Origin of the sequence: Vibrio wakamikoensis, assembly GCF_050337275.1 — a bacterium.
Taxonomy (GTDB): Bacteria; Pseudomonadota; Gammaproteobacteria; order Enterobacterales; family Vibrionaceae; genus Vibrio; species Vibrio chaetopteri.
This window is the reverse complement of sequence record NZ_JAKJST010000016.1, coordinates 90,551-113,817: the sequence shown is the minus strand read 5'-3', so window position 1 is coordinate 113,817 and position 23,267 is coordinate 90,551. Positions and strand designations below refer to the sequence as shown.

Genomic DNA, 23,267 nt, shown 5'->3' with positions numbered 1-23,267 from the left:
ATTAATTTGCTCGTTCGAGCGTTGTTGTTATATCGCTCAATAATGAGGTAGCTATGTTCGGAATATTTAAGCCCAAGGCACATATCGAACGTTTAGCGGGCGCCCAAGTCGACCGCACCTATTCACGTCTAAGATGGCAGTTGTTTCTCGGTATATTTGTTGGTTACGCCGGTTACTACCTAGTCCGTAAAAACTTTAGCTTGGCCATGCCATATTTGATCGACCAAGGGTATAGCCGTGGTGATCTTGGTGTGGCGTTGGCGGCCGTATCGATTGCCTACGGACTTTCTAAGTTTCTTATGGGCAGCGTATCAGATCGCTCAAATCCGAGATATTTCTTGAGTGCTGGCTTGTTGATGTCGGCGATCGTGATGTTCTGTTTCGGCTTTATGCCCTGGGCGACGGGCAGCATCACTGCCATGTTTATTCTGTTGTTCCTCAATGGCTGGTTTCAAGGCATGGGGTGGCCTGCTTGCGGGCGTACTATGGTGCACTGGTGGTCACGCAAAGAGCGGGGTGAAATCGTCTCGGTGTGGAATGTGGCGCATAATGTAGGCGGTGGATTAATTGGCCCACTGTTTATTCTTGGCCTATGGGCGTTTAACGATGACTGGCGCACCGCTTTTTATGTTCCTGCTTTTTTTGCCGCTCTCGTTGCTGTCTTTATCTGGTTTACCTTGCGTGATACGCCGCAGTCATGTGGCTTGCCGCCTATTGAAGAGTACAAGCAAGACTACCCGGATGACTATGACAATTCACACGAGAAGGAGATGACGGCGAAAGAAATCTTCTTTAAATATGTATTTTCTAACAAGCTTTTGTGGTCGATAGCGATTGCCAACGCCTTTGTCTATTTGATTCGCTACGGAGTGCTCGACTGGGCTCCGGTTTACCTGAAAGAAGCCAAAGACTTCTCGGTGGACAAATCATCTTGGGCGTATTTTTTGTATGAGTGGGCGGGTATCCCAGGAACACTTTTGTGTGGTTGGATATCGGATAAACTATTTAAAGGCCGACGTGCTCCAGCAGGCATCTTATTCATGGCACTCGTCACCGTTGCAGTCATGGTTTACTGGTTTAACCCAGCAGGAAATCCAGCGGTAGATATGATGGCGCTTGTTGCGATTGGATTTTTGATTTATGGCCCAGTAATGCTCATTGGCCTTTATGCTCTAGAACTGGCACCTAAAAAGGCAGCAGGCACGGCGGCAGGCCTGACAGGGCTATTCGGTTATCTAGGTGGTGCAGTGGCAGCCAATGCCGTGCTTGGTTATACCGTGGATCACTTCGGGTGGGATGGTGGTTTCATCTTGCTGATTGGCTCGTGCGTTGTTTCCATCATCTGCTTAACGTACGCATTATTGGGCGAAAAAGCGCACCATGAGGCTAAGCTTAAGGAGTCGCAGCAACAGGATGCAAAACTGGAAGAAAAACAGGCGCTGTCATAAGACTAAAAAGGAGTTTTGATGAAAACCAATACGTTTATTGTCTCTGCCGCTGCGCTTTGTTTCTCGATAAGCGCGGTGGCGAAACCCTTGGTGATCGCCCATCGAGGCGCATCAGGCTATTTGCCCGAGCATACGTTAGAAGCCAAGGCGCTCGCTTATGCGATGAAACCGGACTATATCGAACAAGACGTCGTGATGACCAAGGATGATCGTTTAGTGGTATTGCATGATCACTATTTAGATCGTGTCACCGATGTGGCCACTCGTTTTCCGGATCGGGCAAGAAGTGATGGGCGCTATTACGCGATAGACTTTACTCTGGCCGAGATCAAAACCTTGCGGGTTACGGAAGGTTTTAAGATTGATGAGCAAGGTAACAAAGTGGCGGGTTATCCGGATCGATTTCCAATGTGGAAGTCAGACTTTACCGTGCCAACGCTTGAAGAAGAAATTGAGCTGATTCAAGGGCTCAATAAAACCTTGGGCTACGACATTGGCATCTATCCTGAGATCAAAGCACCTTGGTTTCATCGCTATGAGGGTAAAGATATCTCAATAGCGGTGCTCAATGTACTCAAGCAATACGGTTATGACTCAGTCGACGACAAGGTGTACTTGCAGTGCTTTGATGCGTTAGAGCTTAAACGTATCAATGATCAATTACTTCCGAAGATGAACATGGACCTGAAACTGGTGCAGCTCATTGCTTACACCAACTGGAACGAAACCATGGTTTATCAAGGTGATGTGAAGCAGCCATATAGCTATGATTGGATGTTCGAACCCGATGGGATGGAGCAGGTAGCCATTTATGCTGATGGGATTGGCCCTTGGAAGCCTATGCTGGTGGACTCGTCATCAACACGCGATAACATCATTGTTAAGCCATTGATGGCGAGTGCGAAAAAGGCCGGCTTAGAGGTGCATCCCTATACCTTTCGAGCCGATAAAGGACGTATTCCCGCCTATGCAAAAGACTTTAATGACATGATGGACATTTTCTACCATCAAGTGAAAGTCGATGGTTTTTTTACCGACTTTCCTGATAAAGCGGTAGAGTTTCTAAACCGCCATTGAGTGAGTTGGAAATGTAAGATCAAATGATGATAAAAAAGCGGTGCACCCGATGTCTCTTACTAGAGATAACTATGAGGTGCACCGCTTTTTCAGTTTATATTGGTCTTGGCTATTGGGAGTTAGCGCTTAGGCTGTGCGTCAATACACTGACCGTTGACATTCGTTACGCTTGGATCCATAAGGTGCAGATAAAGCGGCATAATATCCAGTGGCGTTTTCAGTGTGTTGGCATCCTCGCCAGGGTAGGCTTTTTCACGCATACGGGTACGTGTCGCACCAGGGTTAATCGCATTGACGCGAACAGCGGTATCGCTTAGTTCGTCAGCCAGGATTTGCATCATACCTTCGACCGCGAACTTGGAGATTGCATAGGTACCCCAGAACGCACGGCCTGAATGGCCAACGGTTGAAGAGGTAAAGACGATGCGAGCCGCGTCTGCTTTTTTCAGAATTGGTAGCAAAGCCTGCATCATCAGAAATTCCGCCTTGACGTTGATTTGCATAACGTCATCAAACGTCTCTTCATCGATTTGGTCGAATGGGCTCAGCGTGCCAAGTACGCCAGCGTTGTGCAGAACGCCATCGAGTTGACCGAACTGGCTTTCAATCGTTTCTGCCATATCGACATAGTTTTGTTTGGTTGCGCCTTTTAAATCGAGCGGGATGATAGCGGGTTGAGGGCAGCCACGCTTCTCGATTTCATCGTAAACCAACTCTAGGTTGTTAACGTTTCGGCCTAGCAAAATTACCGTGGCGCCATGTTCTGCATAGCTTAATGCGGCCTGGCGACCAATACCGGCACCCGCGCCGGTAACCAAAATCACTTTGCCTTGCAAAGCGTTAGGAGCGGTTGAATATTCCACGTGACACTTCCTTGGGTATAATTCTTGTTGGTAATCGTGACAAGTTGGTTACAATACACTAATTCGTCGTACAGGGGATAAGACATTGGAATTTTTATTAGACTACGGATTATTTTTAGCCAAGATCGTGACAGTGGTCGTCGCGATTGTGGCATTAATCATTGTTGCCAAATCAGTGGGTGGGCGTTCAGGCGCCGCGAAGGGCGAGCTTGAGGTTACTAACCTTACCGAGCAGCGTAAACACACCGTTGAACATCTAGAGCATCACCTTCACGATGACGCGTTCCTTAAAGCACGCAACAAAGCGGAAAAGAAAGCGCAAAAAGAGAAAGACAAGCAGCGCGAGAAAGAGGTGAAGAAAGCCGCTAAAGACGGCGCGCTTGAAAGCCAACGCGAACCGCATCTGTTTGTACTGGACTTTGTCGGCAGTATTGATGCCAAAGAAGTGGCCTCGCTACGTGAAGAAGTGAGTGCTATTTTGGCGGTTGCTAAAGAGGGTGATGAAGTACTGGTGCGCCTTGAGTCTGGCGGCGGTATGGTGCATGCCTACGGTTTGGCATCTTCTCAGTTAGATCGTATTAAAGCGGCGAACCTGCCACTGACTATTGCGGTGGATAAAGTGGCGGCGAGTGGCGGTTATATGATGGCTTGTATTGCCGATAAAATTGTCTCAGCACCGTTTGCGGTTGTTGGTTCTATTGGCGTGATTGCTCAACTACCAAACTTTAATAAGCTTCTGAAAAAGAATGATATTGAGTTTGAACAGCTAACCGCAGGTGAGTACAAGCGTACACTGACTATGTTTGGTGAAAACACCGATAAGGCGCGAGATAAATTTAAGCAAGAGCTGGAAGAGACTCACGGTCTGTTCAAAGACTTCATTCGTGAGCACAGACCTGAACTTGATCTTGATAAAGTGGCGACTGGCGAACACTGGTTCGGTACTCAAGCTAAAGAGCTTGGCCTTGTTGATGAGATCAAAGCCTCTGATGACATCGTTATCGAAGCGTGCAAAGACAAAACCGTGTTGGCGATTTCCTATGTTCAAAAGAAAAAGCTGACCGATAAGCTGTCTGGTGTAGCTGGTGACGCGGCGGATAACGTGCTGATGAAGCTGATTAACAGAGGTCAACGCCCGATTGTTTAATCAAGGTGATTGTTTAATCAAGGTGATTGTTTAAACAGGGTGCAAGCGCATCATTGGCTGCTTATTGAAAGCGGTGATGAAAAACAGCGACGATGACGTCGCTGTTTTTGTTTGTATTCTGAAGCTATTCTGTCTAATGCGGTTATCGCGTGTAATTGGCTTCTAAGCTAATAAACCACCGAGCTAGCTGTCCATTGCCTTTATCTGCCCATACATCATTATGAAATTGATGAACACGACCACGCAGTGAAATATGGATTGTTTGACCGCCAGTGACCGTGACTTTAGCAAATTGATCTGAAGTGACCAAGAACGGCGCTTTCTCATCAACAGGGTGCTCTCCGGCGACAATGAAGTAGGCGAACTTGCTGTTGGCATCAGGATCGGTGGATAACACACGATAAGCCTGAACCGTAAACTCATCACTGAGTGTAACGATATTGGTTTGAGGACCAAGACGTTCATGGTTAGGAATGAAAACCCAGGCGAGTAGGGCGATAAGAGCAGCAAGTAGTGCTGTCATAGATAAAAATATTTTCTTCATACTAATCGTAAATGAGTGAACCTAGTTGTTACCTTCGCCTTTATATCACGTATACTTAAGCTCAGGCCGAAAAAATTAAGCGGATTACTGCAAGGCAGTAATCCGCTTAGGCTCAGGTCACGTCCTAAGGGGAATAAGGGGTTACCTGATTCGTTAAATACTGGCGTTATATGGCTCCCGTTTAGGGCATGTCGCCAATATTTCTCGTCGGCCTGAATCTTTCACTTCTTCCAAAATCACGTCAAAGCCCCACAAACGGTATAAGTGTTTCAACACCTCTTCGTGCCCCTTATCGAGAGGAATGCGGTTATGTGGAACGTGCTGTAAAGTGAGAGAACGGTCGCCTCGAACATCGACATTGTAAACTTGGATGTTCGGCTCTAAGTTGCTTAAGTTGTATTGTGCAGCGAGTTTTTCTCGAATCTGTCGATAGCCCATTTCGTCATGAATCGCGGACACTTCAACGAAGTTTTTACGATCATCATCAAGTATCGAGAAGAACTTAAACTCACGCATCAAACGAGGTGATAGGTACTGGCTAATAAAACTCTCGTCTTTGAAGTTGTGCATCGCAAAGTGCACCGCCTCTAACCAGTCGCTTCCTGCGAGCTCTGGGAACCACTCTTTGTCTTCGTCAGTCGGATCTTCACAAATACGTTTAATGTCCTGGAACATGGCAAAGCCAAGCGCATAAGGGTTAATACCGCTAAAGTATGGACTGTTGTACGCAGGTTGTGCGACAACACTTGTGTGGCTATGCAGAAACTCTAGGATGAACTTATCCGAAACCAAACCTTCATCGTAGAGATGATTCAAAATGGTGTAATGCCAGAATGTCGCCCAGCCTTCGTTCATCACTTGGGTCTGCTTTTGCGGATAGAAGTATTGGCTTACCTTACGCACAATGCGTACGATTTCTCGTTGCCAAGGCTCCAGTAACGGTGCATTTTTTTCAATGAAATAGAGAATGTTTTCTTGAGGCTCTGAAGGGAAGCGTACCTTCTGTGTTTCCTCTTTGGTGCGATTTTTAGGTACGGTTTTCCAAAGCTGATTGACCTGAGATTGCAAGTAGGATTCTCGCTCTTCTTGACGGGCTTTCTCTTCCGCGATGGAGATCTTCTCAGGTCGCTTATAACGATCCACGCCAAAATTCATCAGAGCGTGACAAGAATCGAGAGTCTGTTCTACCTCTTCAACGCCATACTTTTGCTCGCAATCTGCAATGTACTTTTTGGCAAACAGCAAGTAGTCGATGATCGAACTGGCATCTGTCCAGGTTTGGAACAAGTAATTGCCTTTAAAGAATGAGTTATGCCCATAACAAGCATGTGCCATAACGAGCGCTTGCATAGTGACCGAGTTTTCTTCCATTAGGTAGGCTATACAAGGGTCTGAGTTAATGACGATTTCATACGCCAGACCCATTTGACCGTGTTTGTAGCCTTGTTCGGTTTGGATAAACTTCTTACCAAACGACCAGTGATTGTAGTTAATGGGCATGCCTATGCTGGAATAGGCATCCATCATTTGCTCCGAGGTGATAACCTCGATTTGATTTGGATAGGTGTCCAATCTGTAATGCTTAGCAACACGTTTGATCTCAACGTGATAACGCTCAAGCATATCAAAGGTCCAATCTGGACCATCGGGCAGCACCTTAGAATTTGTCTTAGTCTCTGTGGTCATAGCACGTCTCCCTATGCTGTCTCTTTTTGAAACAACTCCCTAAACACAGGGAATATGTCGTCTACCGAACGAATATTCTTCATCGCAAAGTTGTCAAAATCATTTTCGAGCTTCTCGTACTCATGCCATAACGTTTGGTGAGTTCGACGAGTGATCTCGATGTATGAATAGTACTGACAAGCTGGCAGCAGTTTGTTGACCAGTAAGTCGCGACAACGCGGTGAATCGTCGGCCCAGTTATCGCCATCGGATGCCTGCGCAGCATAGATGTTCCACTCTCCGGTTGGGTAGCGGTCTTCTACGATTTCTTTCATGAGTTTTAATGCGCTAGAAACGATGGTGCCACCGGTTTCTTGGGAATAGAAAAACTCATGTTCGTCGACTTCTTTGGCTTGAGTATGGTGGCGAATGAACACCACTTCGACGTTTTCATAGGTTCGTGTTAAGAACAAGTACAGCAAGACATAGAAGCGTTTAGCGATGTCTTTTGTTGCTTGATCCATAGAGCCTGATACATCCATCAAACAGAACATAACTGCTTGGCTGGATGGGACAGGACGTTTTTCGTAGTTTTTGAAGCGTAGGTCGAAGGTGTCGATAAACGGCACGCTGTCGATTTTTTTGCGAAGCGATGCGATCTCTTCTTTGAGTCGCTTCTCTTCCATGGGTTGAGCAGGCTCGCTGATCTTGATCTCATCAAGCTGCCTGTTGAGCTCATCAAGCATCTTACGCTTACCAGCAGTCATCGCCGTTCGACGCGCGAGTGATTGCTGTAGTGAGCGCACAATAGCGATATTAGAGGGCATACCCGCTGTTTGGTAACCAGCGCGATGAGTTTTCCACTCTTTGATTTTGTTGATTTGGTTTTTCTTTAGATTAGGCAGAGCGAGATCTTCGAACAAAATATCGAGATATTCGTCTTTCGAAATCTGGAATACAAATTCGTCTTCACCCTCACCATCAGGACTGGCTTCGCCTTGACCCGCACCACCTCCTTGACCGCCTTTAGGTGGACGTTCAATTTTATCACCGGTAATAAATTGGTCGTTACCAGGATGGACGCGCTCTTTTACGCCTCCTTGCCCTTGATGAAAAATAGGCTCGTTGAGGTCTTTGCTTGGAATAGAAACGTCTTCACCCGTTTCCGTGTTCGTGATCGAGCGACGATTGACGGCATCGGTCACGGACTCTTTGATTTTCTGCTTATGTCTGCGCAGAAAACGCTGTCTGTTAACGGCGCTTTTGTTCTTGCCGTTTAAGCGTCTATCAATAAATTGTGCCATGAGTAACTCCCTGTCTTCCCCTCACCATACAGCACCCGAGCACGCGCTCGGGGCTGCAACTTATCAGTCAGGTGGGGCTATGAGGATTTACGAACTCTCAAGTACCACTCAGACAGCAATCTGACTTGCTTCTCGGTGTAGCCTTTTTCCATCATGCGATTGACGAAATCATCGTGTTTGCGCTGGTCTTCTGAAGACGTTTTCGCGTTGAACGAGATGACAGGAAGCAGCTCTTCAGTGTTCGAGAACATTTTCTTCTCGATAACGGTGCGTAGCTTCTCATAGCTCGTCCAAACCGGGTTAGAGCCATTGTTATTCGCACGCGCACGTAGCACGAAGTTCACAATCTCATTACGGAAATCTTTCGGGTTACTGATCCCTGCTGTCTTCTCGATCTTCTCTAGCTCTTCGTTAAGAGAAGCACGATCAAATAGCTGGCCTGTTTCTGGATCTCGATACTCTTGGTCTTGGATCCAGAAGTCAGCGTAGGTGACGTAGCGATCAAAGATGTTTTGGCCGTACTCAGAGTATGACTCTAAGTAAGCGGTCTGAATTTCTTTACCGATGAACTCAACATAGCGAGGTACTAAGTAACCTTTCAAGAACTCAAGGTATTTCTCACCCACTTCTTGTGGGAACTGTTCGCGTTCGATTTGTTGCTCAACGACATAGAACAGGTGAACCGGGTTTGCGGCAACTTCTGTTTGATCGAAGTTGAAGACGCGAGACAAGATCTTAAATGCGAAACGGGTAGAGAGACCGGACATACCTTCATCCACACCCGCATAGTCGCGGTACTCTTGATAGCTTTTCGCTTTCGGATCGGTATCTTTCAGCGTTTCACCATCATAAACGCGCATTTTCGAGAATAATGATGAGTTTTCTGGCTCTTTCAAGCGAGAAAGGACACTGAACTGACCAAGTAACTCTAAAGTACTTGGTGAGCAAGGTGCTTTAGATAGCTCACTGTTTTCAAGGAGTTTTTGGTAGATTTTGACTTCTTCTGAGACTCGCAAACAATAAGGTACTTTAACGATGTAAACACGGTCTAAAAACGCCTCGTTGTTTTTGTTGTTACGGAACGTCTGCCACTCGGACTCATTCGAGTGAGCGAGGATCATGCCATCAAATGGTAGGGCAGATAGACCTTCGGTACCGTTGTAGTTGCCTTCTTGAGTCGCGGTTAGAAGCGGGTGTAATACTTTGATTGGTGCTTTGAACATCTCAACGAATTCCATCAAGCCTTGGTTGGCTCGACAAAGTGCTCCGGAATAACTGTAGGCGTCTGGATCGTCTTGAGAGTAGTGCTCTAGTTGGCGAATATCGACTTTACCAACTAATGCTGAGATATCTTGGTTGTTTTCATCGCCCGGCTCAGTTTTGGCTATGGCGACTTGGTCTAGAATTGATGGTCGTACTTTTACTACTTTAAACTTAGTAATGTCACCACCGAATTCATGTAGACGTTTTGCTGCCCACGGCGACATGATAGAGCGCAAGTAGCGCTTCTCGATGCCATACTCGCTTTTCAGCAGGTCACCGTCTTCGTTTACATCGAATAGACAGAATGGGTGGTCACTGACTGGACTGCGTTCGCCGTTTGCAGAAAGTACGTAGATTGGCATCTTCTGCATGAGTGCTTTAAGTTTCTCGGCGAGTGATGATTTACCACCACCTACAGGGCCGAGTAAGTATAGAATTTGTTTGCGTTCTTCAAGACCTTGCGCAGCGTGTTTTAAATACGACACAATTTGCTCAATGGCGTCTTCCATGCCATAAAAGTCTTCAAAGGTTTTGTAACGAGAGATAATACGATTTGAGAAGATACGACTTAAGCGTGGATCTTGTGCCGTGTCGATGACTTCAGGCTCGCCGATAGCGAGCAGAAGACGTTCGGCAGCGTTGGCATAAGCACTTTTATCGTCTTTACATAGAGCTAAGAATTCCTGAATTGATAACTCTTCATCTTTTGCGGCTTCATAACGCGTTTGATAATGATCGAAAATACTCATAGCTGATTCCCCTTAACCTGCAAAGCTGACTGTCAACACATATACAATGCGACTCCATGTCAATTTAAAGACTAGTAGGGTTTTAAGATTAATGCTTAACAATTATGCATTTATTTACAAAGTCCCTTGGTAATTGCAGGAAAAATAACCCCAGTCTCACTAATAGTACGTAAGTCCTAACTATGGGAGATGACCGTGTGATTAGAAAAAAAATCTCAAAAAAATACCCGCTCATAATGGCGGGTATTTTTCATAAAATACGACTTAAGTCGCTTCAAAAACGTCTTAAGCGTTAAAAATCTGACGGAATTCTGCGCTTGATAGGTGATATTGACGTGGGCAGTTTCTCCACGTAACCAGCATACGACGGTATTTGTCGAGCATAGGAACATGGCTGTTAAAGTGGTGGTCACCCTTGTCGAACTGAGGGTACAGGCCTTCAGAGTCAACTAGGAATCGAACATAGTTCACTAGTTGTGCTTCTGTTGCGATATCGAAGCCTAAGAACTGCAGACGACGCTGGTCTACATCTTTACGGTCTTCTTCAGAAAGCATTTTGTTTGATTCTTGCATCGCGTGGTACATTTCCATGATGTCGATAACTTCACGACACTCATCTTCAACAAGGCAGCCGAACTCTTTGTTCATCTCGCGCATTTGCAGCTCATAGCCACGTTCTACAATGGTTTGAAGGCGATGGTACTTCACCGCATTCTCAGGCGTTAGTTTCGCCATCAGGTAGTATTGGTTAGATAGGATTAGACGTTGAGCGTTTGTCATTTCCATGTTGAGAGCCTCACTAAATACTTTCTAATAAGTTTATGTATGAATACGAATTATCGACAGATTAACAGTATATGTATGACTTATAACATGATCTCAACACATATTTATGACAAAAAACGCGCCTTCTAGCGCGTTTTTTTCGTGTCAAAGCCTTACAGGTAAACGCGTGGCGCGTTTGGGTTCAGATTAGTATTTGACGGTATCTGTGTACTGAAGCAGGATACTTTGAATTTCATCCATCACTTCTTTTTTCGGTGGCTGTACACCTTCCAATGGGTAATCAAAACCAAGCGCTTCCCACTTGTGCGCACCGAGTTTATGGTACGGCAAAAGCTCAACCTTCTCGATGTTGTCCATGTCTTTGATGAATTCACCCAGCATGTGAGCCGCTTCAGGATCGTCGGTGTAGCCAGGTACAACAACATAACGGATCCACGTTTTTTGACCAATTTTGTGAAGGTAGCGAGCAAAGTCCAATACGCGGCGGTTTGATACGCCAATGAAATCTTGGTGGATTTCATCTTTCATGTGTTTTAGGTCAAGCATCACAAGATCGGTCGCTTCAAGGACTTCGTCTACGACATCGGTGTGTTTGCGGATATAGCCGTTAGTATCGAGACAGGTATGAATACCTTCTGCTTGCGCAGCTCTAAAGAAGTCACGAACAAATTCTGGTTGAAGCATAGCCTCACCACCAGAGCAAGTCACACCACCGCCAGATGCATTCATAAAGTGGCGGTAAGATTTCGCCTCTTTGATTAGCTCATCGACGTTGATTTCTTTGCCGTCATGCGTATCCCAAGTATCACGGTTATGGCAATACTTGCAGCGCATAAGACAGCCTTGCATAAAGACAATAAAACGAATACCCGGTCCATCGACAGTACCACAGGATTCGAATGAGTGAATGCGACCTGTTGTTGACATATGCTCTTCTCTACTAACTTATTTTTACCCGTCATTTTATTACAAAACCACACCCTACAACAGGAAAAGTGGACTCCCATTCATAGTCTGTATCGATCAATAAACGGCTTCTGTTGCTCATGGAGTGATAATGTTATAGCGTTGTTATTATATTATTAATAAGTGGTACATAGATTGCTAGTTTGCTTAGTCTAGACCAATTTGATTGGTTGTGAATGCCGCCGTTTGTTTTGGTCGCTAGGCCAACACGCTTGTCGCTATAAGGGGTACACATGGAAGTTGCTTTATCACAAAAGCAAAAAACCTTATTCTCGATGCTCACTCTGTGGTCAGGGTTCATCATTTTGGTGCTGTTTATCTTTAACTCGCTCGCCAGTTTAAATGACAAATTTACCACCAGTAGTGGAATGAATAGAGCCAGTGCACATCTTGCTTCGACTCAAGTTCTACTCATGGATACGGTCAATCGCCGCACGACCCTATCTGCTGAAGGAATGGACGCGTTTGAGAACAGTATGGATGAGCTAGAAACGAGTGCGGAGCAAGATTTAGCTGTGTTGCAAAGCGCGGGCTTACAAGCGGAAAGTGATACGATCTCTAGTTCGCTCGAGTCGTTTATCTTCAACTTGAGCCCTTGGTTAACCTTGAAGTCTGAGTTAGGTTTTTCGGTTAATGATGGCTTGTTGGAACAGCTTCAGCAAAACAATGTCAAAATCGATGCGGCGATTAAAGAGACGGGCATGGTGACATTGACGTCGGACTTTCAAAAAGTCGTCACCAGTTTGCAAGAGTATCTAATCGACCCAAATGAGCAGAATGAGAAAGGTTTTAAGCGTGCATTGGCAGGGTTTGTTAACGCTTCAAATACCTATGCCATGCTTGAGTTGTACGAGAGAGAAGTCAAAGCCTTAGAGCTTGGCTTTACTCGAGTTGTTGAACTCTCGGGTACTTTAGTTGGCCTTGAAACTAAGCTCGATCAAGCACAAGCTACGACGTTAGCTGCATTTGACAGTGCCGCATTAGCGCTCAATCAACAAGCTCAGACGTTAAACCAAGAGGCGAACCAGGTTTCAAGCATGACCCAAATCTCGGTGGGTATTGCCTGCGCGCTCCTAGCACTATTTACTACAGCGATCTTTTTAACGATGAATGTATCTTTAGCTCGCTCTTTAAAGCAGACGTTGAATGCGCTCAAGAAGGTAGAGAAGGGCGACCTATCAACGCGACTCCCGGTCAGCAGTAATAGTCGCGATGAGTTTAATCAACTGAAGAAAGCCATTAACGTTAGCTGCGAAAATCTCGGTACCTTGGTCGATGGGGTGAAAGTCAACAGTCAGCAATTGTCTAACAACTCGGGAGAGCTGGATACTGCCCTCAATCTATTGCGCCAGCATCAAAGCCAAGTTATTGAGCAAACTCAATTGCTTGCTTCTGCAACCGAAGAGGTCAGTGTTACTACGCAAGAGATCTCGGGGTCATTAGAATACGTGGCAAGCATCAGTAAAACGTCGGCTGAGTCCGCTCAGGCTGGTGGCGAGATTATCGTGGATACGATTGCCTCCTTTGAGCAAGTAGGCGCCATTTTAGAAGATGCGGCCACTCATATTGAACAGCTAGAACAAGCGTCGCAAAAGATTGACTCAGTAATGGAAATCATTAATGGCATTGCAGAGCAAACCAACTTGCTGGCGCTGAATGCGGCGATAGAAGCGGCAAGGGCTGGGGAGCAAGGACGTGGTTTTGCCGTTGTTGCGGATGAAGTGCGAAGTCTTGCTGTAAGAACGGTTCAAGCGGTGGAAGAGATATCTGGCACCATAGATACTATGAAGCAAGAGAGCACGCAGGTGATACAGTTCATTGCTCAATCCGATTCCTCGATGCAATCAGGAAGAGAGCAAGGCAACCAAGCGAAAGCTGCGCTTGAAGAGATCATGAACAAAGCGCAAGAAGCGAGCGCTCAGACGGAAGTGATTTTTTTCTCAGTGAAAGAGTTAGCGACTACATCTCAATCGATGGCGAGCAACATGTCTCAAATCAATGAGTCTATGGGTGAGCTGGAGACAAGTAGCCAAAGCCTAAAACAAACCAGTGATGGTGTTGATAAGCGATCGACGGAGCTGTATCAGGAATGTGAAAGGTTTAAAACAGCGTAGTTTTCTGATTTGCTTGGACAATGTAAACAGCTAGAAAACAAAACAGACACTCTTGAGTGTCTGTTTTGTTTTTAAAAGAAGGCAAACAGTGAGATACCACCATTACCATATATCGATTTCGTGGCCTCTTTGTATTCTGCCGATTTCGTTCCGGCAAAGACGTTGATACCTACGTAGGTGTTGTACCAAGTCGCGCCTAATACTGCTTCACCTTGAACAGGTTGAAGTGTCACGTCATAGGCATCACTTGGTTCTGGTATACCAGGGCGGTCACCCTCTATAGTAATATCATTAAATCGATAACGGGCTTTCACGCCGAAGTAAGTAAACCACCCCCGGTTCGAAGCACCGATCATACCGGCTTTAAATGGGTTTTCTGTACCGATGTTTGCCGCACCGAAGTTGCCACCAAGCTCTGAACCAAATCGAACCATCATCCCAGTTGAAACATCGCTCCTAAAATTACCCAAGTTGGCTTCGGTGACATTCGAGACTTCCCAGTTAGTATTACCAAACAAAGGCTCTCGCTTTAAGTTTAGGTGTGTTAGATAACCAACACTGCCAACGACTTTATCTTCAATTTGATATGCCCAACCTTTCGGCTCCTTCGAGCCTACAAGGGAGTGGACTAACTGCTGAGCTCTTCCTGCAAAAGAGCCTTCGCCAGTACTACCTAAAGTCACGTTAAATCGCTGTGCCTGCTGCGGGTGCAAGCTAATGTAATTTAACTCACCATGAAAATAGCCGGCGTAAGGGCGGTCGTTAGCGATTGGAACCTCTGATTCTATATCGGAAGGTGTCCACATCTTGTGACCAAGCTGGAATTCAACTTTATCAAGTGAAGTAGCCCCCCAATAGGAGAGACTTAGGGGCTTAAAAATCGACCAGGGCTTGATGGCAGCACTGGTATAGGAAAGGAAAATTCCGTTGGTGTAGTCTTCGTCGGTACCCCAAATTCCATCGTTGTCTAGAGAAAATGAAAGGGTAGAGCGCTCTGAAGCAAGCACACAGCTGCTGGCGAGAAGCACAGGCAAAGCGATTAAGATTTTCATGATGTGTCAACTCTCTTCAAATACGGCTAGTAGAGATGTAGTTATGTAAAGTAATTGTGACACGTTTAGAAATGAGACGTCAGTGATCTATGAGTCATAAAGGTCTAACAACGTCGATTATTTGTAACTAATTCTTAGTGGGTAAGAATGGATGTAAATGATATACGAGGGGCATAAAAAAACCTCGCCGAAGCGAGGTTTTTATCTCAATCAGTATAATCGGAGATTATAGAGATTCAGTGAACGTACGTGCGATTACGTCAGCTTGCTGCTCTGCAGTTAGAGAGTTAAAGCGTACAGCGTAACCAGATACACGGATTGTTAGCTGAGGGTACTTCTCAGGGTGCTTAACTGCGTCTTCTAGAGTTTCACGGTTAAGAACGTTCACGTTTAGGTGTTGACCACCTTCAACGCCAGTTTCGTGGTGGAAGTAACCATCCATTAGACCAGCAAGGTTAGAACGTTGTGAATCTTCTTCTTTACCTAGTGCGTTTGGAACGATAGAGAAGGTGTACGAGATACCATCTTTAGCGTCAGCAAACGGTAGTTTACCTACAGAAGTAAGAGAAGCTACAGCACCTTTCTCGTCGCGACCGTGCATTGGGTTTGCACCTGGAGCGAATGGAGCGCCTGCTTTACGACCGTCTGGAGTAGTACCAGTTTTCTTACCATAAACCACGTTTGAAGTGATAGTAAGGATAGACTGTGTAGGTACTGCGTCACGGTAAGTCTTAAGCTTACGGATCTTGTTCATGAAGCTAGTTACTAGCTCACAAGCCATGTCATCAACACGTGCGTCGTTGTTACCAAATTTAGGGTAGTCGCCAGAGATGTCGAAGTCGATTGCGATACCGTCTTCGTCACGGATAGGCTTAACTTGGCCGTATTTGATAGCAGATAGAGAGTCAGCTGCAACAGATAGACCAGCAATACCACATGCCATAGTACGACGTACGTCACGGTCATGAAGTGCCATTAGAGCTGCTTCGTAGCTGTACTTGTCGTGTGAGTAGTGGATAGCGTTCAGCGCAGTCACGTATTGTGTTGCTAGCCAATCCATGAAGTTGTCTAGACCAGCCCAAACTTTGTCGAAGTCTAGAACTTCGTCAGTCATTGCTTCAGTCTTAGGACCAACTTGGATCTTAAGCTTCTCATCTACACCGCCGTTGATAACGTATAGAAGAGTTTTAGCTAGGTTTGCACGAGCGCCGAAGAACTGCATGTGCTTACCGATAACCATTGGCGATACACAACAAGCGATAGCGTAGTCATCGTTGTCGAAATCTGGACGCATTAGGTCATCGTTCTCGTACTGGATAGAAGAAGTATCGATAGATACCTTCGCACAGAACTTCTTGAAGCCAACAGGCAGCTGCTCAGACCAAAGTACAGTGATGTTTGGCTCTGGAGAAGGACCCATAGTGTATAGCGTGTTTAGGAAACGGAAGTTTGTACGCGTAACAAGCGTACGACCGTCAACACCCATACCACCCATAGATTCTGTTGCCCAGATTGGGTCGCCAGAGAATAGCTCATCGTACTCAGGAGTACGCAGGAAGCGAACCATACGTAGCTTCATTACGAAGTGGTCGATCATTTCCTGAGCTTGTTCTTCAGTGATAAGACCTGCAGCGATATCACGCTCAACGTAAACGTCTAGGAAAGTCGAAGTACGACCTAGAGACATTGCCGCGCCGTTTTGAGATTTAACAGCAGCTAGGTAACCGAAGTAAGTCCACTGGATTGCTTCTTGTGCAGTCGTCGCAGGACCAGAAATGTCGAAGCCGTAAGAAGCTGCCATTTCTTTTAGTTGACCTAGCGCGCGGTGTTGCTCTTGAAGCTCTTCACGCAACTGCATAGTCATTTGTAGATCGTCGCCAGCTTCTAGTTTCTCTTGAGTAGAGTGGAACTGAGCAACTTTGTCCTTCATTAGGAAGTCTACGCCGTACAGTGCTACACGACGGTAGTCACCGATGATACGACCACGGCCGTATGCATCTGGAAGACCAGTCAAAACACCAGACTTACGACATTTTAGGATGTCAGGAGAGTAAACATCGAAAACACCTTGGTTGTGTGTTTTACGGTACTCTGAGTAGATTTTAGATACTTGTGGGTCAAGCGTACGACCGTATGCTTTACAAGAACCTTCGATCATGCGCACGCCGCCGTTAGGCATGATTGCACGCTTAAGAGGCGCTTCAGTTTGTAGACCAACGATTGTTTCTAGGTCTTTGCTGATGTAGCCCGCATCATGTGAAGTGATGGTAGAGATAACAGAAGTATCAAAATCAACAGGAGCGTGAGTGCTGTTTTCCTGCTTGATACCTTCCATTACTTTAGCCCAAAGCGTGTTAGTCGCTTCAGTACCTTCAGAAACTAGGAAAGACTCGTCGCCTTCATAAGGAGCGTAGTTCTTCTGAATGAAGTCACGTACGTTTACTTCGTTTTGCCAGTCACCTGCAGCAAAACCTTCCCAAGCTTTAGCAAATTGCTCTGCCATGACATACCTACCTTTTTAGTAGAAAAAACACGTACTGTGCGTTTTATACGCATGCCCTTCAGAGGAAGAGCCAGTACCATTGAATAAAAATATCGTATAACCACTTGTGGTTAGTATGGTTATAGATATTGTCATTCCTGACGCTAAAATCAAGCCTACACTAAAAATAAATTGTAAAACTTAAACTAAATCAATAAATCTTAAAAAACTGTGATAAAAATTTGGGCAGTGAATGTTACTGCCCAAATAATCAACTAGATATTATAGGAAAGCTGGAATACCGTACTGGCCTTCTAGCATACCTACAGCAAGCATTGCTACTAGACAGATTACAAATACACCGACTGGGATGACAATCTTATCTACAAAAGATAGACGAGAAGCACGCTCTTTGTCACCGATCAAGCCATTATTATCTAGGAACATGGTCAGAGCCCATGCTAGTACTGGGTTTGCAACTACCGATGCAAAGATACAGATACCCGCAGCTTGAGAATCTTTAGTCTCTTTAACCATCTGCATGCCCGCTTCTAGTAGCGGAAGGAATACACCTACCAGAAGAGCAATACGCATTACTGGTGGCCATACCGCAACGTCCATTGGGAAACCAAGGATTGCCACGATGATACATAGTGAACCAAGAAGGATCGCACCGCCTGGAATAGGACGCTTAGCGATAGCAGCTGGGATCATGTAAGTACCCCAAGAAGACGTGATGTTACCACCACCCACTGCCGTACCAACCATCTGACGCACAGAACACATAGTCATAGTGTCATCAACGTCCATAAGAACTTTTTCAGTTTTACGTGGGTAGTTCAGCTCTTGGAAGATACGGTGACCTAGGAAGTCAGGAGACCACATCGCTACAGCAAGAATCGCAAACGGTAGAGAGGCAATGAAGTGTTGTAGGTTAGGAAGACCTAGCATCCAACCCTCTTCTGTGCTGCCCCACCAGTAAACTGGGTTAAGGTTAGGTAGGCCCATTTCCGTTTCAAACGTTAAGTCGAAGCCTGCACCTAGACCAAGCGCAAGAAGTAGACCCGTTACCGCACATACTGGAATTGCCAACCAACGCATGTTGATTTTTGCAAGGTATGCGTAAACAGCAATGTTGATGCCTAATACGATTAGACCAATGTAACCCATGCTGCCAGCTTCAATGTCCGCAGACTGAAGACTTACAGCCCACTCTTGGATTGAACCGATTTGGCTCATAGTACCGGTAAAGCCTAGGAAGATTAAGAGGCCACCTGCAGTACCTTGAGAGGTGAGGTTAACCAGCTTAGAACCACCTTTAAAGTAGCTAAGTAGCAGACCGAACACACCAAGAAGAATAGCAAGAGCAAGAGGGTGAGCACCGGCAAGCGCGATAGAACCGATAAGCGGAATCATCGGGCCATGGTTACCTGCAAGGTTGGCACGTGGGTTGATGAAACCTGATGCGAGAATACAGAACAATAACGCTGGGATCAGCATTTCAACACGAGCTACCTCGATGGCAAATTCTTTGCCAAGGTTTACGTGATCCCAAGCGGCGGTTAGACCGTCTGCCCATGACATCATTACCGCTGAGTACATTGCGATAATGCCGATAGTACCAGCTAGAGCAGGTACCAAATCTTCGAGTTCAAAGCGGAAGTCGCGGCCTGGTAGGTTAAGACCAAAGCGGCGCGGTTTCATGATTTGAAGTTCGTGGTCTAGGTATTCAGAGCGGCTGGCAAACTCAGATGCTGGACGGTGAAGCTCTTGATAGCTCTTAGTCTCGATATCCGAATCAGAATGCGCTTTGTTAACTGCGTCTGACATAGATTCCTCATTTATATATAAAGTTAGTCGTTTGGCTTGATATGCGAACTCAATTCACCGTTCGCCTCGGCTAGGAGGTACACGTGGTTAACGTGCTAAGGATAGACAACATTCTAAAAGTCGGGTGAATAATTCGTGCTATATCAATGCTGCCGAGTCTAACAAGCAACACTAACGCCTTGATTGATCTTGATCACTTTAAGAAAAAATGTGAAAGAAAACTACAACAGTTGTTTGAATTGGCGCACTTTATTAACAATCTCCGTAACTGACTTTCAGTAACTTTCCCTACATTCCAATTACATTCATAAAGTGAATTGCACGTTTTATCGCCGCTAGAAAAACTTGGCACAGAGTTTGCGACACTGACAGCATATGAGAGAGAGTGGCAACACTTTGCCGCCAGGATATGAATTAGGAATGTAACTATGAAAAAAGCAATAATGTTGCCACTCGTCGCAGCAATTTCAGGAGTCATGGTTGGCTGTGGTGGCGGTGGTGGTGGTAGTTCAACACCACCAGGGCCAAGTTATACCTATTATACATTTAGCTTTTATAAATCAGCAGAAGTTGTTTATAACCCTTCTTCAAGTTGTACGGTTTACGATCTTCGCGAAGACAATGGCGAGAATAAGGCATTGAACTACTACGCTATTGGCAGTTCGTTGGATGCATTCCTTAAGGCTGTTTACTCAGATGCAGAAGGAAATCAGATTGGTTCTGAAGTTTCAGCTACAAATGGCAAGCTCAAGGTTGCATTGGAAAGTATTCCTGACGATGGTTACGTGACCCTACAAGAGCAATATGGCAATCAAGTATTTGCACAGTCGTTTTCAAAAGAAGTGCTTAGTTCTGATTCGAGTATGAGAAGCACTTATTTATCAGTTCGTAATCCTGCTTCACAAGGTTCATGTTTGACAGGAGGCAATGACACCCCAACGACAGTTACCAACCTTGCTTATACCAATGATGAGGCCGCAACAGGTAATCCAAACATCCAGCTTTACTTTGATTCACAGTTAGAGACTATTACGAGCACCAATAATACGTTGGACTCGATTGAAGGCGTTAGAAATGAAAGCACGATGATCAGTCAGTATCGTACTACTGATCGTAGCCAGCTGTTCCAATATGGCTTTGATGGTTGGAATGGGAATAGCATGAAGTTCACTGGTAATCTTGGTACTGTGGATACATCTAAGTCACAGATTGTTAGTACAACACCCGTGATAGACTTGAACGCCATTTACAATAACTTTATGTATGAACTTGCTGAACTGCCAGTGAGTGGTAACCAAGCTGTTTATTATCATCCCGATGAAAGGCTTGGCGAAACGTGGGCTTATAGTATGAGTGGCTCCATTGCTGCTGCAGGCTGGGAAGCAAGCTACCAGGATGTCATTAGCACAACGTGGTCGATCTCTATCGATGACGAAGGACTGTTTATGTCTAACAATGCTAACGACGCGAAACCAACAGTTTCGAATGAAACTGTAGATGTACGAACCAGTATTGCAGTAGATACAGAAAAAGGTCTTCAACGTATTGCCTATGAGCAAGGTCAAGGTGGTTATCTAGTTAAGCATGCTGTTTATACTCACGTATCTCCAACAGTTAAAATTCCTCAGCTTGACCTAAGTGAATTCAGCAGTAGTGTGGCAGATAGTCTGAGAATTACTTCCTCATCTAAGATCTCACAGTCTTATTTGTTTACTGAAAACGATAAGGACATGGCTCTTTCAGACTTTATGACGGCATTTAGACATGGTGGTGATGGTAATGTAGACAATGACAATATGAGCATTGTGAAATCATTACAAGACATGAGATACACGTTGAACAATATAGCGCAAACAAGATCGTACTATCTACATCGTTACGACAACTAATAGTTAGCAGTGTTTTTTAAGCCCTCTCACCATGAGAGGGCTTTTTTGATCTAACTATCAAAAAACTCAACTAGCTCATTCTATTTACTAATGACCTATAAGTTGGTCTTATTCACTATTAAATAACTTTCAATTAGAGGATTTAACTAAAATCTAGCTCACCCTTGTAACAAAGATGCAATAAAATGCACAAAAGAACAAAAAATCACCAATGACTAAATGTGCAGCTTTCAGTAAACTTTATTCACATTTTCCAGCGATAAAAACTTCAATTTGCATAATTTGTCAGATACAATGCCTGCGTAGTCAACAAATACAGGTTAATAGTTTGTTGCAAGTTATACTTTCTAGTGCTAGCTTGTATCGAATAAATAAAAGGTCGGAGTACCTTTGCCTAGCAAATAGGCTTAGCAGTCAATAATATACAGGGAGCACAAGCGCATGAATGAAGTACCCGCGCTGGACATAAAAGAACTGCACAAGACCTTTGGTCAAAATGAAGTTTTAAAAGGGATTTCCCTTGCTGCACATAAAGGTGATGTCATCTCAATTATTGGCTCATCAGGCTCCGGGAAGAGCACCTTTCTACGTTGTATCAACCTACTGGAAACACCAACAGAGGGTGAAATTTGGGTTAATGGTGAATTGATCCAAATGAAGAAAAACCGTCAGGGCGAGTCACTTCCTGCTAATGAAAAACAAGTTCAGCGAATCCGTTCTCGCTTGGCGATGGTTTTTCAGGGTTTCAATCTTTGGTCGCACATGACCGTTCTTGAGAACATCATTGAAGCGCCAATCCACGTTTTGGGTGTACCAAAAGCGCAAGCTATCGAAAATGCAGAACTACTTCTGAAGAAAGTAGGGCTTTATGAGCGCCGTGATTACTATCCAGGACACCTTTCTGGTGGTCAGCAGCAACGTGCAGCGATTGCGCGTGCATTGGCGGTAGAGCCAGAGGTAATGCTGTTCGATGAGCCAACCTCGGCTCTTGACCCTGAATTGGTCGGTGAAGTCTTAGGCGTTATGCAAGATCTGGCGGAAGAAGGCAGAACCATGCTCGTAGTAACACACGAAATGGCGTTTGCTCGTGACGTATCTAACCACGTGATGTTCTTGCACCAAGGCCGAGTAGAAGAGCAGGGCGACCCAGCAAAACTGTTCACCAACCCAGAATCAGAGCGTCTACAACAATTTATTTCATCTATCTACTAATATAGAAGATGGCCCTCTGGGCTAAGACCCAGAAAAATCGATAAAAACACAACACAAAAACAAAAATTTCAATCACAGGAGTATGGAAATGAAAAAGTGGTTAATGGTAGCAGCACTGGCTGCAACAGCTGCAACTGGAGTAGCACAAGCTAAGGAATGGAAAACTGTGCGCTTTGGTATCGAAGGTGCGTATCCTCCATTTAGCTGGACTGAAGCCGATGGTTCTTTAAAAGGTTTCGACGTTGATATGGCTAACGCGCTTTGTGAAGAGCTAAAAGCGAAGTGTGTTATCGTTCCTCAAGATTGGGATGGCATCATTCCTTCACTACTTGCTCGTAAATACGACGCAATCATTGCTGCGATGTCTATTACTGAAGAGCGTAAGAAGAAAATTGACTTCACTGGTAAATACGCTCAAATCCCGAACAAATTCATTGCTAAAAAAGGCGCAGGTCTTAACTTCGACAACCTTAGCGGCGCGAAAATTGGTGTACAACGTGCAACAACGCACGACAAGTACCTAACAGACAACTATGGCGATCAAGTAGAAATCGTACGTTACGGTTCATTTGACGAAGCTTACCTAGACCTTGCTAACGGTCGTATCGTCGCGGTATTGGGTGACGCCTCTGCTCTAGAAGAAGGCGTGATCAACAAAGATGGCGGTGAAGCTTATGAGTTCGTAGGTCCATCTCTAACTGACGCTAAGTGGTTCGGTGAAGGTATGGGTATTGCGGTACGTAAGCAAGACAAAGACCTAACGAAGCAACTTGACGCTGCAATCACTTCTCTACGCGCTAGCGGTAAGTACGACGAGATTGCATCTAAGTACTTCAACTACGATGTTTACGGTCAATAATCAGACTGTTTAACAAA

General features: G+C 45.2%; 17 protein-coding genes. 7 read left to right on the top strand and 10 right to left on the bottom strand.

The features are described from left to right. The first annotated feature begins 53 nt into the window (after positions 1 to 53). On the top strand, positions 54 to 1,448 hold the full coding sequence (glpT, locus tag L4C42_RS07690) for a glycerol-3-phosphate transporter (protein WP_418642077.1): 1,395 nt from the start codon (positions 54 to 56) through the stop codon (positions 1,446 to 1,448). An 18-nt stretch (positions 1,449 to 1,466) separates the two neighbouring features. Beyond that, positions 1,467 to 2,525, top strand: a complete 1,059-nt coding sequence (glpQ, locus tag L4C42_RS07685; protein ID WP_429759986.1) for a glycerophosphodiester phosphodiesterase — start codon at positions 1,467 to 1,469, stop codon at positions 2,523 to 2,525. 119 nt (positions 2,526 to 2,644) lie between these two features. On the opposite strand, the gene L4C42_RS07680 is transcribed toward glpQ, so the two are convergent. Next, positions 2,645 to 3,388 (bottom strand): YciK family oxidoreductase, encoded by a 744-nt coding sequence (locus tag L4C42_RS07680; RefSeq protein ID WP_353496578.1) that lies wholly within the window; start codon positions 3,386 to 3,388, stop codon positions 2,645 to 2,647. A gap of 85 nt (positions 3,389 to 3,473) precedes the next feature. Here L4C42_RS07680 and sohB point away from each other — a divergent pair, with 85 nt between their 5' ends. After that, the gene (gene sohB / locus L4C42_RS07675; RefSeq protein ID WP_112477871.1) at positions 3,474 to 4,535 is read left to right on the top strand and encodes a protease SohB; all 1,062 of its coding nucleotides are present in this window, start codon (positions 3,474 to 3,476) and stop codon (positions 4,533 to 4,535) included. A gap of 142 nt (positions 4,536 to 4,677) precedes the next feature. Here the strand turns inward: sohB and L4C42_RS07670 are convergent, their stop codons facing one another. The 6 genes from L4C42_RS07670 to pflA all read right to left on the bottom strand — a co-directional run bounded on the left by L4C42_RS07670 (position 4,678) and on the right by pflA (position 11,773). Then, positions 4,678 to 5,079: a hypothetical protein gene (locus L4C42_RS07670; RefSeq protein WP_429759984.1), complete on the bottom strand. Its 402-nt coding sequence runs from the start codon at positions 5,077 to 5,079 to the stop codon at positions 4,678 to 4,680. 153 nt (positions 5,080 to 5,232) lie between these two features. Further along, positions 5,233 to 6,765, bottom strand: coding sequence for a SpoVR family protein (locus L4C42_RS07665; RefSeq protein WP_418642080.1), 1,533 nt, complete (start codon positions 6,763 to 6,765; stop codon positions 5,233 to 5,235). Between the two features lie 11 nt (positions 6,766 to 6,776). After that, complete coding sequence (locus L4C42_RS07660) at positions 6,777 to 8,048, bottom strand: YeaH/YhbH family protein (protein WP_353496575.1); 1,272 nt, start codon at positions 8,046 to 8,048, stop codon at positions 6,777 to 6,779. 77 nt (positions 8,049 to 8,125) lie between these two features. Beyond that, a complete protein-coding gene (locus L4C42_RS07655; protein ID WP_353496574.1) occupies positions 8,126 to 10,060 on the bottom strand; it encodes a PrkA family serine protein kinase in 1,935 nt (644 codons plus the stop codon). A 285-nt stretch (positions 10,061 to 10,345) separates the two neighbouring features. Next, on the bottom strand, positions 10,346 to 10,846 hold the full coding sequence (locus L4C42_RS07650) for a YfbU family protein (RefSeq protein ID WP_353496573.1): 501 nt from the start codon (positions 10,844 to 10,846) through the stop codon (positions 10,346 to 10,348). 186 nt (positions 10,847 to 11,032) lie between these two features. Next, a complete protein-coding gene (gene pflA, locus L4C42_RS07645) occupies positions 11,033 to 11,773 on the bottom strand; it encodes a pyruvate formate lyase 1-activating protein (RefSeq protein ID WP_353496572.1) in 741 nt (246 codons plus the stop codon). 272 nt (positions 11,774 to 12,045) lie between these two features. Here pflA and L4C42_RS07640 point away from each other — a divergent pair, with 272 nt between their 5' ends. Further along, a complete protein-coding gene (locus tag L4C42_RS07640) occupies positions 12,046 to 13,926 on the top strand; it encodes a methyl-accepting chemotaxis protein (RefSeq protein ID WP_353496571.1) in 1,881 nt (626 codons plus the stop codon). 71 nt (positions 13,927 to 13,997) lie between these two features. Here L4C42_RS07640 and L4C42_RS07635 read toward each other — a convergent pair whose 3' ends face one another. From L4C42_RS07635 to L4C42_RS07625, 3 genes are all read right to left on the bottom strand, one after another. Beyond that, a complete protein-coding gene (locus L4C42_RS07635) occupies positions 13,998 to 14,978 on the bottom strand; it encodes a lipid A deacylase LpxR family protein (protein WP_353496570.1) in 981 nt (326 codons plus the stop codon). A 226-nt stretch (positions 14,979 to 15,204) separates the two neighbouring features. Next, on the bottom strand, positions 15,205 to 17,481 hold the full coding sequence (pflB, locus tag L4C42_RS07630; protein ID WP_353496569.1) for a formate C-acetyltransferase: 2,277 nt from the start codon (positions 17,479 to 17,481) through the stop codon (positions 15,205 to 15,207). 261 nt (positions 17,482 to 17,742) lie between these two features. Further along, positions 17,743 to 19,290, bottom strand: coding sequence for a DUF3360 family protein (locus L4C42_RS07625; RefSeq protein ID WP_353496568.1), 1,548 nt, complete (start codon positions 19,288 to 19,290; stop codon positions 17,743 to 17,745). Positions 19,291 to 19,718: 428 nt separating this feature from the next. Between L4C42_RS07625 and L4C42_RS07620 the strand changes: the two genes are divergently transcribed. The 3 genes from L4C42_RS07620 (at position 19,719) to L4C42_RS07610 (ending at position 23,250) form a co-directional block, all read left to right on the top strand. Next, a complete protein-coding gene (locus tag L4C42_RS07620) occupies positions 19,719 to 21,179 on the top strand; it encodes a flagellar sheath protein A (protein ID WP_418642083.1) in 1,461 nt (486 codons plus the stop codon). A gap of 441 nt (positions 21,180 to 21,620) precedes the next feature. After that, positions 21,621 to 22,391, top strand: a complete 771-nt coding sequence (locus L4C42_RS07615) for an ABC transporter ATP-binding protein (RefSeq protein ID WP_042501899.1) — start codon at positions 21,621 to 21,623, stop codon at positions 22,389 to 22,391. Positions 22,392 to 22,479: 88 nt separating this feature from the next. Beyond that, positions 22,480 to 23,250: an ABC transporter substrate-binding protein gene (locus L4C42_RS07610; RefSeq protein ID WP_353496565.1), complete on the top strand. Its 771-nt coding sequence runs from the start codon at positions 22,480 to 22,482 to the stop codon at positions 23,248 to 23,250. The last annotated feature ends 17 nt before the right edge of the window (positions 23,251 to 23,267 follow it).

Coding starts and splice junctions, on each gene's coding strand:
- glpT (WP_418642077.1), top strand. CDS start 54: ATGTTCGGAATATTTAAGCCCAAGGCACATATCGAACGTTTAGCGGGC.
- glpQ (WP_429759986.1), top strand. CDS start 1,467: ATGAAAACCAATACGTTTATTGTCTCTGCCGCTGCGCTTTGTTTCTCG.
- L4C42_RS07670 (WP_429759984.1), bottom strand. CDS start 5,079: ATGAAGAAAATATTTTTATCTATGACAGCACTACTTGCTGCTCTTATC.
- L4C42_RS07665 (WP_418642080.1), bottom strand. CDS start 6,765: ATGACCACAGAGACTAAGACAAATTCTAAGGTGCTGCCCGATGGTCCA.
- L4C42_RS07660 (WP_353496575.1), bottom strand. CDS start 8,048: ATGGCACAATTTATTGATAGACGCTTAAACGGCAAGAACAAAAGCGCC.
- L4C42_RS07655 (WP_353496574.1), bottom strand. CDS start 10,060: ATGAGTATTTTCGATCATTATCAAACGCGTTATGAAGCCGCAAAAGAT.
- L4C42_RS07650 (WP_353496573.1), bottom strand. CDS start 10,846: ATGGAAATGACAAACGCTCAACGTCTAATCCTATCTAACCAATACTAC.
- pflA (WP_353496572.1), bottom strand. CDS start 11,773: ATGTCAACAACAGGTCGCATTCACTCATTCGAATCCTGTGGTACTGTC.
- L4C42_RS07640 (WP_353496571.1), top strand. CDS start 12,046: ATGGAAGTTGCTTTATCACAAAAGCAAAAAACCTTATTCTCGATGCTC.
- L4C42_RS07635 (WP_353496570.1), bottom strand. CDS start 14,978: ATGAAAATCTTAATCGCTTTGCCTGTGCTTCTCGCCAGCAGCTGTGTG.
- pflB (WP_353496569.1), bottom strand. CDS start 17,481: ATGGCAGAGCAATTTGCTAAAGCTTGGGAAGGTTTTGCTGCAGGTGAC.
- L4C42_RS07625 (WP_353496568.1), bottom strand. CDS start 19,290: ATGTCAGACGCAGTTAACAAAGCGCATTCTGATTCGGATATCGAGACT.
- L4C42_RS07620 (WP_418642083.1), top strand. CDS start 19,719: ATGAAAAAAGCAATAATGTTGCCACTCGTCGCAGCAATTTCAGGAGTC.
- L4C42_RS07615 (WP_042501899.1), top strand. CDS start 21,621: ATGAATGAAGTACCCGCGCTGGACATAAAAGAACTGCACAAGACCTTT.
- L4C42_RS07610 (WP_353496565.1), top strand. CDS start 22,480: ATGAAAAAGTGGTTAATGGTAGCAGCACTGGCTGCAACAGCTGCAACT.